At 60.8% G+C, this 11970-nt stretch carries 10 protein-coding genes; 4 read left to right on the top strand and 6 right to left on the bottom strand.

The features are described 5' to 3' along the window. Positions 1–84 precede the first annotated feature (84 nt). The 3 genes from AAHA41_RS16200 to malZ all read left to right on the top strand — a co-directional run bounded on the left by AAHA41_RS16200 (position 85) and on the right by malZ (position 3255). Positions 85–501 (top strand): META domain-containing protein, encoded by a 417-nt coding sequence (locus tag AAHA41_RS16200; RefSeq protein WP_201962845.1) that lies wholly within the window; start codon positions 85–87, stop codon positions 499–501. A gap of 70 nt (positions 502–571) precedes the next feature. Continuing rightward, on the top strand, positions 572–1420 hold the full coding sequence (locus AAHA41_RS16195; RefSeq protein ID WP_323068868.1) for an HDOD domain-containing protein: 849 nt from the start codon (positions 572–574) through the stop codon (positions 1418–1420). A gap of 5 nt (positions 1421–1425) precedes the next feature. Beyond that, a complete protein-coding gene (gene malZ / locus AAHA41_RS16190; protein ID WP_323068869.1) occupies positions 1426–3255 on the top strand; it encodes a maltodextrin glucosidase in 1830 nt (609 codons plus the stop codon). Positions 3256–3367: 112 nt separating this feature from the next. Here malZ and AAHA41_RS16185 read toward each other — a convergent pair whose 3' ends face one another. Then, the gene (locus AAHA41_RS16185) at positions 3368–3901 is read right to left on the bottom strand and encodes an ATP--cob(I)alamin adenosyltransferase (RefSeq protein ID WP_201931168.1); all 534 of its coding nucleotides are present in this window, start codon (positions 3899–3901) and stop codon (positions 3368–3370) included. A 94-nt stretch (positions 3902–3995) separates the two neighbouring features. Beyond that, positions 3996–5144 (bottom strand): DUF5610 domain-containing protein, encoded by a 1149-nt coding sequence (locus tag AAHA41_RS16180; RefSeq protein WP_323068871.1) that lies wholly within the window; start codon positions 5142–5144, stop codon positions 3996–3998. Positions 5145–5314: 170 nt separating this feature from the next. Between AAHA41_RS16180 and trmA the strand changes: the two genes are divergently transcribed. After that, positions 5315–6448, top strand: coding sequence for a tRNA (uridine(54)-C5)-methyltransferase TrmA (trmA, locus tag AAHA41_RS16175; protein ID WP_323068873.1), 1134 nt, complete (start codon positions 5315–5317; stop codon positions 6446–6448). A 59-nt stretch (positions 6449–6507) separates the two neighbouring features. On the opposite strand, the gene AAHA41_RS16170 is transcribed toward trmA, so the two are convergent. From AAHA41_RS16170 to mglB, 4 genes are read right to left on the bottom strand one after another with little or no spacing between them, the layout of a single operon-like run. Beyond that, positions 6508–8241: a methyl-accepting chemotaxis protein gene (locus AAHA41_RS16170; RefSeq protein WP_323068875.1), complete on the bottom strand. Its 1734-nt coding sequence runs from the start codon at positions 8239–8241 to the stop codon at positions 6508–6510. A gap of 51 nt (positions 8242–8292) precedes the next feature. After that, a complete protein-coding gene (gene mglC, locus AAHA41_RS16165) occupies positions 8293–9303 on the bottom strand; it encodes a galactose/methyl galactoside ABC transporter permease MglC (RefSeq protein ID WP_040069707.1) in 1011 nt (336 codons plus the stop codon). Between the two features lie 16 nt (positions 9304–9319). Then, positions 9320–10840 carry a galactose/methyl galactoside ABC transporter ATP-binding protein MglA gene (gene mglA, locus AAHA41_RS16160; protein ID WP_041209757.1) on the bottom strand — a complete coding sequence of 507 codons (1521 nt, stop codon included), beginning with the start codon at positions 10838–10840 and terminating at the stop codon, positions 9320–9322. Positions 10841–10893: 53 nt separating this feature from the next. Next, the gene (gene mglB, locus AAHA41_RS16155; protein ID WP_041209758.1) at positions 10894–11883 is read right to left on the bottom strand and encodes a galactose/glucose ABC transporter substrate-binding protein MglB; all 990 of its coding nucleotides are present in this window, start codon (positions 11881–11883) and stop codon (positions 10894–10896) included. Between the last annotated feature and the right edge of the window lie 87 nt (positions 11884–11970).

Below are 11970 nucleotides of genomic sequence, written 5' to 3'. Positions count from 1 at the left end.
AGCGGTCGGTCGCCCCAGCTTCCGCCCTGCTACGGGGCAAGCAAACAGGCTATGCTTGCGGCTCCCATCAACCGGAGCCCCGCCATGTCCAGATTGTCACTCCTGCTCATCCCCCTCTTCCTGCTCGCCGGCTGCAGTTCAGCCCCCTTTGTCCGGCAGGATCTGCAACATCACCACTGGGTATTGAGCAAGCTGGATGGCGAACCGGTTGCCGCCTTGCGCGACAATCCGCCCGACTTCGAGATCGGCGAGCACTTCACCGTCAACGGCATCGCCGGCTGCAACCGCTACTTCGGTCAGGGCCATATGAAAGGGGACAAGTTCTGGGTCACCAGTCTGGGCAGCACCGAGATGGCCTGCATGCCCCCGCTCGACACCATAGAGCAGGCCGTGTTGACCACCCTGACCGAGGGGGCGACCCTGAGCGGCTCCAGCCAAGACCTGGTACTGCAGGGCAAACAGCACCGTTTGGAATACACCCTGCGCGACTGGGTGCTCTAGGGCTCACAAACCGGCATTACAAACAGGAACATGTTGCCCGGCTGTGGCACAATATGAGGCAGTGTTCGCAATGGAGGCTGCCTCAGCCATGTCGATGGATCGTCTGTTTGACAAGATCAAACAACTCCCCACCATTCCCAAGCTGCTGCACGAGTTGATGCAGAGCTTCAACGACGAGAATGCCCGCATCGACGAGATTGCGGCCAAGATCGCCATGGATCAGGTGATCAGTGTCAAGGTGCTGCGGATGGCCAACTCGGCCGCCCTGCGCCGTGGCAACGAAGTGACCTCCATCGATCAGGCGGTGATCCGCCTCGGCTTCAACCGGTTGCGCTCCATCGTGGTCGCCTCCGGCATCATCGGCAGCTTCAAGGCGCCCCCCAGCTTCGACAAGAACAAGTTCTGGACCGAGACCTTTCAGGTCGCCACCATCGCCAAGACGCTGGCGCAGGAGGCCAAGGTGCTCGACCCCGAGACCGCCTTTACCTGCGCCCTCATCCACAACATCGGCGAGCTGCTGATCCAGAGCACCTTGCCGGAAGAGGCGGAGCTCATCAATCTGGCGCTCCAGAAGGGGAGCAGCCGGGTCGAGGCCCAGCGCGAGATGCTGGGCTATGACTATGCCCAGCTCGGTGCCGAGCTGGCGCGGCGCTGGAACCTGTCGGAGAGCTTCGTTGACGCCATCTCCCAGCAGCTGGATCCCCTCTCCCACGATCCGGTCAGCAAGGAGGCGGTACTGATCCGTCTGGCGGTCTTCATCTCCTTCGCCTGGAACGCCGGGGTGCCTGCCCAGGCCATCATAGCCCGCTTCCCCAAACCGCTCGCCGACCAGTTGGGACTGGATCCCAAATCGCTGGCCGGCCAGCTCGAAACACTGCATGAACAGGGTAATGCCCTCGCCGATCTTCTGACTCAATAAGCATCATGACCCATCCGTTTCTGTTTCATCCCCAGGTGGCGCCCTGGTTCAAAGAGAGCGCCGATGCCCTGCAACTGACCCTGTTCAGCGAGCTGGATGCCCCCATCCGCGAGGTGTGGCTACGCCACGAGCCTGACAACGAGGAGTACCTGATCCCGATGACGGCGATCTCGACCCGCGACCGATTGCAGGTATGGCAGGTGAACCTGCCGCTTGGCAAGGGGCAAGATATCCACCTTTACTGCTTCAAGTGCCTCACCGACGAGGAGCAGTGGTGGCTGCACGGCGCCGGCGTCAGCGCCGCCATGCCGCCGCGCGAGCAGCATTTTCGCTTCAACAGCCTGCACCAGCCACCGGCCTGGGTGCAGGATCAGGTATTCTACCAGATCTTCCCCGACCGCTTCTGCAACGGCGATCCGTCGCTCAGCGTCAAGCATCACGAGTACGAGTACCGCGGCAAGGCGGTCATCAGCAAGGCGTGGGGCGAGCCGGTCAGTCGCCACGAAGAGGGGCACGGCGCCTGCGAATTCTATGGCGGCGATCTGGCGGGGATCGATGCCAAGCTGCACTACCTGCAATCCCTCGGGGTAACCGCGCTCTACCTCAACCCCATTTTCGATTCGCCGAGCAACCACAAGTACGACACCCAGGACTACTTCAAGGTGGATGCCCACCTCGGCAGCAACGAGCAGTTCGCCGAGCTAACCCGCAATCTGCACCAGCGCGGCATGAAGATCATTCTGGATGCAGTGGTCAACCACACCTCGACCCAGCACCCCTGGTTCTGCCCGCCGCTCGGCGCCCAGAGCAACCCGGATTCGCCATGGCGCAGCTTCTACACCTTTGACAACGAAGGGGATTACGTCAGTTGGAAGGGGATTCGCAGCCTGCCCAAGCTCGACTTCTCCTGCGAGAAGGTGCAGGACGCCGTCTATCGGGCTGACGATGCCATCCTGCGCTACTGGATGCGCGCCCCCTACCAGATCGATGGCTGGCGTTTCGACGTCATCCACATGCTGGGTGAGCGCGGCACCGCCGAGGGCAACAGCGGCCACGTGCGCGCCATTCGCGGCGCGGTGAAGCAGGAGAACCCGGACGCCTACGTGCTGGGCGAGCACTTCTTCGAGGCGAGCCAGTGGCTGCAGGGGGATCAGGAGGACGGCGCCATGAACTACTACGGCTTCGCCCATCCGGTCCGCGCCTTCCTGGCCGGCAAGGATATCGCCTACCACCCCATCAAGATCAGCGCCGAAGAGCTGGATCGCTGGCTCAAGCTGGCGCGGGCTCACATCCCGTTCAAGAACCAGCTGGCCCAGTTCAACCTGCTGGACAGCCACGACACTGCGCGTTTCCTCCACCTGCTGGGCGAGGACAAGCAGCGGATGCGCCTCGCGGCCACTCTGCTGCTCACCTATATCGGCGTGCCATCCATCTACTACGGCGATGAAGTGGGGCTCTCTGGCGGCAACGACCCGGACTGCCGCCGCTGCTTCCCGTGGGAGACCACCGCCTGGGATCACGTGCTGCACGACCACTATCGCCGGCTGATCCAGATCCGCCGCCAGCGCCCCTCCCTGCGCCGCGGTGATATCCAGACCCTCTATGCCGGCCCCCACAGCTATGTGTTTGCCCGCACCCTGCAAAGCGATCAGGTGGTGGTGGCCTGCAACCGCCACCCGAGCGAGCCGCGCACCATCAGCCTGCCCCTGTGGCAGACCGCCAGCCCGGCCAGCCGCTTCACTGACGCCTTCAACGGCGAGAAGTTCGAAGTGGTGCAGGGGGAGCTGCAGCTGACCATTCCAGCCAACTCGGCCCGGGTGCTGCTCTCAAGTTGAAGAGCGTTATCTCGCCAATAAAAAAACCGGAGCCTGTGGGCTCCGGTTTTTTTATGCGCCACAGCTGGCCGGCAGTGCCCTTGTGCAGAGCACCTGCGAACCGAGCTGTGTGTCAGTAGTTGATGCTGACGTAGGGCACTTCCGGCACCTGCCACAGCTGTTTGAGATAGACGGTGAGCACGAAGAAGAAGTTGGCCAGCAGGTTGGCGAAACGGTAGAGGATGGGGTCGAAGCTGACGCCACTCTCCTCGAGGCGCACCAGCAGTCGCACCACCTTCTTGCTGCCACAGCGGCAGAGATGCAGGGTCGGGATCGGCTGCGGCCCTTGCGGCAACACAAAACCGGTGACCCGACCCCGGCTCGCCTCGTTGTAGTGATCATAACGGGCCTTGAGCCACTCAAGGTCTGTATCGAAGATCCCCAGCTTGCCGCGCACCGAACCGTTGAGGTTATAGATAAGCCGCTGCAACGCCGCGAGATCCATCAGCATGGGCGCAATATCGGCATCCGGCGAGAGGTGTGACAGCACGGCACCGACCTGGCAGCAGAGCTCGTCGGTGGCGATCTCGAAGTCACACTTGAGCGAGGTTTCGAAGATGAAGGGGTAGCAAAGCTCGCGCTTGTCTCGGGGCTTTTTCGGGTTCATTGGCTGGTCGCATCGGGAAAAAGGCCAGTTTGCCAGCCCCCGCAGGAGCTGGCAAACGGCCGGTCAGGAGTTAATCAATCCCGATGGCAAGCACTCAGGCACTCTTGCCGCTGCTGGCAGGGTCGGTCGCGGGCTGGAACTGGCTCAGCATCCGCAGCGCCTGCAGCATGCGTTCGTTGAAGCTGGTGAAACTGCTGACCTGCGCCGGATCAGTCTGACCACGCGCAGCCAGCACGGCCGGGGTCAGCGCCTGCTGCTGGGACTCCGGCAGCACGGCATCGGCCTGCTTCTGTACCTCGCCCAGCTTGGGCAGATAGTCGGCAAACGGCTTGAGCAGATCCTGCAGGGAGCTGGCTCCCTGATAGGTCTGGCTCAGCTTGACGCTCTGCTTGAGCTTGAGCGAGTAAGAGGCCAGCTGGGTGTCATCCAGCTTCAGGTCGCCTGCCTTCTTCAGCACATCGTCCAGATTGCCGGAGAAGAAGTCGCCGGCCAGACCGTCGATCCCCTTGACCAGCTTGCCGATGGAGTCCATCTCCTCCTTGCTGAGATCACCCTCCAGCGAAAAGCTGAAGCTCTGGCTCGATTTGAGACTGAACTGGCTGCCGCTGTCGCTCTTCTGGGATCGGGTCTGCCAGCTGTCGTTGAAGCGCAGCACCACCTTGTCGCCATCCTTGGTCTGGATCTCCAGCGAACCCTGCTGGCGACTGGCCATCTCGGCCTGCCCCATATCGGTCGTGGAGACCTTGCCAAAGAACTCCTTCTCAAACTCGTCGAGCCCCTTCTGGATCAGCTTGTAGCTCTGATCCATGCCGGTCTTGATATCGCCGTTGTCAGCCCAGTCACCCAGCTGCTTGCGGGCGTCACCAAAGCCCTTGTCCACCCCTTTGCGGGCCTGCTCCATCATGCCGGTCAGGGCATCATCCGACTTGCCGTCGGCGCGGGCCGCCCCCAGCCGCCCGGTGACAAACTGCAACACGTTGTCCGCCACCGACTGGAAGTCGAACAGGGTATCCGGGGTAACCTCTTCCGGCTGATCCTGGGTCTTGGGCGCCTGATAACTCTGCCCGTTTATTTCCAGCGCAAACTGCAGCGCCTGCTGGATCAGCACCTGCGCCCACTTCGGGGGCTTGTGCAGGGAGACCTCATCCTCGCTGTTGAGCTGTTTTGACTCCGCCTGTTGCGGCGATTTGGGAGAAACACCCACTCCCTTGGGTTGGGCTGCGCCCACGCCGTCGATCTGCATAATGTGTCCTCCCACCATGCCTGTAGATCCGGTATCGGCCTGACTGAACACTTCTTGACCACAAAATGCTGGACAATCTGCGGCTGGCTTTTAAAATCGGGCCCCTTTGGGTGGCCTGTTGCCATCCCGCGATTTCGACCCGGCCCGGCCGGTGTGCACATGAGGTATCTATGACCCAGTCCCAACAGCCTTCTGCGGATGCTCCGGCGCCAAGAACCCCGGCCGACTATCAGGCCCAGCTCGATGAGAAGAGCGCGCGCCTCACCGGGCTGTTTGCCAGCTTCACCCCTCCCGCGCTGGAGGTGCACAGCTCACCGGCGGAGTACTACCGGATGCGCGCCGAATTTCGCATCTGGCACGAGGGGGACGACCTCTTCCACTGCATGTATGCCCCGGCGACCAAAGAGATTATCCGGGTCGACCACTTCCCCACTGCCAGCCGCCTCATCAACCAGCTGATGCCGGTGCTGCTGGAGGGGCTGCGTCCCCATCAGGTGCTGCGTCGCAAGCTGTTCCAGATCGACTACCTCTCCACCCAGTCCGGCCAGATCATCGTCAGCCTGCTCTACCATCGCAAGCTGGAGAACGAGTGGCAGCAGGCCGCCGAGGCGCTGCAGGCCGATCTGCGCGCCAAAGGTTTCGAGCTGCAGCTGATTGGCCGTGCCCACAAGCAGAAGATCTGTCTGGGCGATGACTTTGTCATCGAGCAGCTCAACGTGGCCGGTCGCCAGCTCATCTACAAGCAGGTGGAGAACAGCTTCACCCAGCCCAACGCCGCCATCAACGAGCAGATGCTCGGCTGGGCGCTGGAAGTCACCAAGGGGAGCAAAGGGGATCTGCTGGAGCTCTACTGCGGCAACGGCAACTTCTCCATTGCGCTGGCGCAGAACTTCCGCAAGGTACTGGCCACCGAGATCGCCAAGCCGAGCGTCGACTCCGCCCAGTTCAATATCGCCGCCAACGGCGTCGACAACCTGATCATCCTGCGCATGTCGGCCGAGGAGTTCACCATGGCGATGCGTGGCGAGCGGGAGTTCAACCGCCTCAAGGGGGTCGATCTCGGCGCTTACCAGTGCAACACCATCTTCGTCGACCCGCCCCGCGCAGGTCTCGACGATGCCACCGTCAAGCTGGTGCAGGAGTACGACAACATCCTCTACATCTCCTGCAACCCCGAAACCTTGCAAGCCAACATGGCGGTGCTGGGGGAAACCCACGAGATCGCCCGCTTTGCCCTGTTCGACCAGTTCCCCTGGACCCATCACATGGAGGCCGGGGTCTACCTGCGCCGCAAGGCGGGTTGATTCCAAGGGATAAAAAAACAGGGCCGCTTGGCCCTGTTTTTTTATGGCACATCCGGCCATTACCGCAGCCGGAAGTGACTCACTATCTCCCTGAGCCGGTCGTAGGTCTGCTGCATCGAACCGGCGCTGGCGACCGTCGCCTCCCCGTTGTGGGTCAGCTGGCGGATCACCTCGGCGATGGCGCTCATGTTGCGGTTGATCTCCTCCGCCACTGCGCTCTGCTGTTCGGCCGCCGTGGCGATGTGACTGATGAGATCGTTGATCTCCACCACCTCCCCCGCCATCAGATCCAGCGACTCGTTGACCCGGGTGGTGTTCTCGGCCGCCCCCTGACAACTCTGCTTGGTGTTCTCCATCGCCTCCACCACGGTGCGGCTGCCCCGTTGCAGGCTGGCCAGCATGGTCTGGATCTCCGCCGTGCTCTGCTGGGTGCGGGCGGCAAGGGAGCGTACCTCATCGGCCACCACCGCAAAGCCGCGCCCCTGCTCGCCGGCACGGGCGGCCTCGATAGCGGCGTTGAGGGCCAGCAGGTTGGTCTGCTCGGCAATGCTGCCGATCACCCCCAGCACGGAGCCAATCTGCTGCACATCCTGCTGCATCGCCTCGATGGAGCGGGCAGTCTCCTCCACCTCGTCCACCAGCGCCATCACGCTGGCCATCGCCTGATCGACCACCTGCCGGGACTGGCTCGCCAGCTGCTGGCTCTGGCCGGTAAGCCGGGCGGTGCTGGCTGCACTCTCGGAGACGGAGACCGCGGTGCGGCTCATCTCGTTGATGGCAGTCACCACCTGCTCGGTCTCGCGCACATGATCCGCCAGCAGGGACTGGGCAGCCCCGGTCTGGCTGGCCAATCCGGCAATGCCGCTGTTGAGCTGACCGCTCGCCTCCTGCACCTCCCCCATCATCTCCTGCAGTCGCTCGATAAAGCGGTTGATGCCGGCCGAGATCTGGCCCAGATCATCGGTGCTGGTTACCGCCAGCCGGCGGGTGAGATCACCACTGCCGCGAGAGAGCTCCAGCACCAGATCCCGCAGCGAGAGGATGGGGCGATAAGCCACGTTGAGCGCCAGTATGGCGAGCACCATCACCACAACGGCGACGCCGAGCAGCGCCATGATGATCTGGCCGTTGAGTGCCCGGGTCATGGCCTGGATGTAGTCGAGGTCGATGTAGCCGGTCAGGGTCCAGCTGTTGCCGCGAATATTCAGCTGATTGGGGCGCGCTTCGCTCTCCCCCTGCGGTTTGCTGCTGTAGAGCTCATTGCCCTGGCCGTCGGCCAGCGAGAAGTAGCGCCCCTCGCCGCTCATCTTCTCCAGCAGGCTCTTGAACTCGCTCATGTCGAGGTAGTAGAGATAGGCCGAATCGGCACCGCGCGGCACCAGTATGGTGACAACCGGCTTGCCATCCACCTGTTGCAGCGGACTGACGGTGATCTGGTTGTTGGCGGCGGGGATCAGCTTGCGCAGGGCATCAACCTTGGCCGTATCGTTGATGACACCGCTCACGTCGAAGGCCATGTCGCCGATCACCTTGACGATGTTGTGAAAGCCGGTCTCTTGCAGGGTCTTCTTGACGTTGGTCACCCCGAAGTTGAGGTTGGCTGCCAGCAGGATTTTCTGATTGATGTCGCTGGCCAGCTTCTCTTTGACCAGAGTGATCTGTTCATTGATGTTCTTGGTCGCCTGGGTGCGGATGTAGGCGCTGATGAAGTGATTGACGCTGAACCAGGCGGTACCTATGGTGACCAGAATGGCCAGCAGCAACAGGACGTAAATCTTGACCTTGAATGGCATGGGATCCCTCCAGAAGGGAGGGCTGGCACTGCCAGCCCTCCCTGCCAATCGTTATTTCTTCTTGGCGTACTTCATGGAGTCCAATGCCACCGCCAGAATGATGATGCCGCCCTTGATGATGAACTGCCAGTAAGGGCTGACGCCGATATAGGTCAAACCATAGTTGATCAGGGTGAAGATAAGTACGCCGGTGATCACACCTGCGACAGTTCCCACCCCGCCGGCAAACGACACCCCGCCCACCACGCAGGCGGCGATGGCATCCAGCTCGTACATGAAGCCGAGGTTGTTGGTGGCACTGCCGATCCGACCCGCTTCCAGCATGCCGCCGAAGGCGTAGAAGACCCCAGCCAGCGCATAGATCATCACCAGATTGACCGCCACGTTGACGCCGGAGACCTTGGCCGCTTCCGGGTTGCCGCCGATGGCGAAGATGTTCTTGCCAAAGCGGGTCTTGTTCCACAGCACCCAGACAAAGACGCTGGCGATGGCCGCGTAGAAGGTGAGGTACGAGAGCTTGAAGCCGCCGATCCGGATAAAGCCCTGGGCGAAGCTGGAGAAGCGGGGGTCAAAACCGGCCACCGGCGAGGCACCCACCGAATCGAAGTAGAGGGAGTTGATACCGTAAACGATGATCATGGTCCCCAGGGTGGTAATGAACGGGGTTACGTTCAGATAGGCGACGATAAGGCCGTTGACCAGACCTATCAGGGCACCCACCACGCACACCAGCAGGATCACCGCAGGAATGGGCACCTCCCCCAGCGTCGGGAACACCTTGTTGACGTTGGTCAGCGCCTGCAGCATGGTCGCCGCAATCAGCGCCGCCAGACCGACCTGACGGCCGGCCGAGAGATCTGTCCCCTGGGTGATAATGATACCTGCCACCCCCAGCGCGATAATGACCCGCACCGAGGACTGGGTCAGGATGTTGCTGAAGTTGGTGAGACTCAGGAAGGAGGGTTCCTTGATCACGATGATCATGAGCAGCACCAGCAGCACCACGTAGATGCCGTTCTCCTTGAGCGCCCGCATCAGATTGAAATTTTTAGCCGACTCCATAAATGTCTTCCTGTCTCTAGAGGTACAGAGATGCCAGGCGCAGTATCTCGCTCTGGTCAGTTTCTTTGGTATTGACGATCCCGGCGACCCTGCCATTGCTCATGACCATGATGCGGTCGGTGATGCCGAGCAGTTCGGGCATTTCGGAGGAGATGATGATGATCCCCTTCTCCTTCTTCGCCAGCTCCAGGATGAGCTGATAGATCTCGAACTTGGCCCCCACATCGATGCCACGGGTGGGCTCATCCAGCATCAGGATCTCCGGCTGGGTCAACAGCCAGCGGCCGATGATCACCTTCTGCTGGTTGCCCCCGGAGAGGGAGCCAATCTGGGTCTGCTGGGTCGGCGTCTTGACCCGCATGGAGTCGATGACCCACTGGGTATCGCTCTTCATCTTGTTGTCGCTGAGCAGCCCCATGGAGCCCTTGTAGTTGTCCATGTTGGCGATCAGGGAGTTGAAGGCGATATCGAGACGGGAGTAGATACCGGTGGAGCGGCGCTCCTCGGTCACCAGCGCAAAGCCGTTGCGGATCGCTTCGTGAGCGTTGTGGTTGGCCACCTCTTTGCCGTGCAGCTTGATAGAGCCCTGGCTGCGATCGCGAATGCCAAACAGGGTCTCGACGATGTCGGTGCGCTTGGCCCCGACCAACCCGGCGACACCGAGGATCTCCCCCTTGTGCAGGTTGAAGGTCACATCCTGAATGGAGGGCTGGTTTTTCGCCGTCAGATGTTCGACCTCGAGGATCACCTCTTTCGGCTGGTTGGTTTTTTCCGGGAAGCGCTGGGTCAACTCGCGACCGACCATCATGCCGATGATCTGATCCATGGTCATCCCCTTGAGCGGCTGGGTTGCCACCCACTGGCCATCCCGCAATATGGTGATCTCGTCACAGAGCTGGAAGATCTCTTCCATCTTGTGGGAGATGTAGACGATGCCGCACCCCTTGTCCTTCAGCTTGTTGATGATCTTGAAGAGGTGACTCACCTCTTTCTCGGTCAGCGAGGAGGTAGGCTCGTCCATGATGACGATCTTGGCATCGTAGGAGAACGCCTTGGCGATCTCGATCATCTGCATCTGGGAGACGGAGAGGGTCGCCACCTTGACCCGCGGGTCGATGTCGATATCCAGCTCCTCGAAGATGCGCTTGGTGTCTTCGTACATCTTGCCGTGGTCGATGAACCACCCTTTGGTCGGATAGCGACCGAGCCACATGTTGTCCATTACGGAGCGCTGCAGCACCAGGTTGAGCTCCTGATGCACCATGGAAACGCCGTTCTCCAACGCCTCTTTGGAGGAGGTGAAGTTGATCTCCTGCCCCTTGAAGAAGATCTTGCCCTGATCCTTCTCGTAGATGCCGAACAGGCACTTGAGCAGTGTCGATTTTCCCGCTCCGTTCTCGCCCATCAACGCATGCACAGAATGAGGACGGACCCGTAAATTGACATTATCGAGTGCCTTGACGCCAGGAAAGCTCTTACTGACGTCAATCATCTCCAACAGCCATTCTGATTGTTGCTGTGTTGTCATATCAGCCATCACATCTGGTTGAAAAAAGGGCAAGGGGATCTCCCTTGCCCTGGAGGAGGGAATTATTCGAATTGGGACAGGTTGTCTTTATCTACGCCGACGTAGGGAACACGCACGACCTTGTTGACGATGTTCCACTTGGTGCCTTCACCAGCTGCTTTGCCTTCAGCCAGGTTCTTGGTCAGCTCGTAGGTCGCCTTGGCCTGGTTGGCCGCATCGTTCAGCACGGTACCGGCCATGGCACCGCTCTTCACCAGCGCCAGCGCTTCAGGCAGCGCATCGACACCGAATACCGGAATGGCAGTCTTGCCCTGTGCTTTCAGTGACTCAACAGCGCCCATCGCCATGCCGTCGTTGTTGGCGATGACCACTTCGATCTTGTTGGCGTTCGGGCCGGAGATCCAGGCGTCCATCTTGTCCTTAGCCATGGCGGTATCCCACATACCGGTATCCATGTGCAGCTGCTGGGTCTTGATGCCGCCGTCATTCAGGGTCTTGATGACGTAAGTGGTGCGCGCTTCGGCATCCGGGTGGCCCGGCTCCCCTTTCAGCAGCACATACTGGATCACGCCATCCTTGTTCAGGTCCCAGGCCGGATTGGCTTTCCAGTGTTTGGCAATCAGATGACCCTGGATGATGCCTGACTCCTTGGAGTCGGTACCTACGTAGTAGGCCTTGTCGTAACTGGCCAGATCGGCAGCACTCGGCTCCTTGTTGTAGAAGACCACCGGGATATCTTCGCCACGGGCCTTCTCAATCACCACCGGTGCCGCCGCCGGGTCAACCAGGTTGATGGCCAGCGCCTTCACGCCCTTGGCCAGCAGCACGTCGATCTGGTCGTTCTGCTTGGACTGGTCGTTCTGGGAGTCGTTCATCAGCAGCTCAACCCCGGGGTTGGCAGCCGCTTCCTTCTCGATCGCCTTGCGTACCACCGCCATGAAGTTGTCGTCATATTTGTAGACGGTCACCCCGATGCGGGTTTCAGCGTGGGCAGCAGTGGCACCAGCCATCAGGCCCAGCAGCAGGGCAGCAACGGTCGTCATTTTTTTCATTGTGTGTGCTCCGATGTATCTATCCATGAGTTGTAGGGTGGCGAGCTATTGAGCAATCGCCCTTCAATGTAATCAATTTGTTGTCAT

The sequence above is a fragment of the Aeromonas sp. SER genome (assembly GCF_038739615.1).
Classification (GTDB): domain Bacteria; phylum Pseudomonadota; class Gammaproteobacteria; order Enterobacterales; family Aeromonadaceae; genus Aeromonas; species Aeromonas jandaei.
The sequence above is the reverse complement of the archived record's forward strand: the minus strand, read 5'-3'. Positions and strand labels throughout refer to the sequence as shown.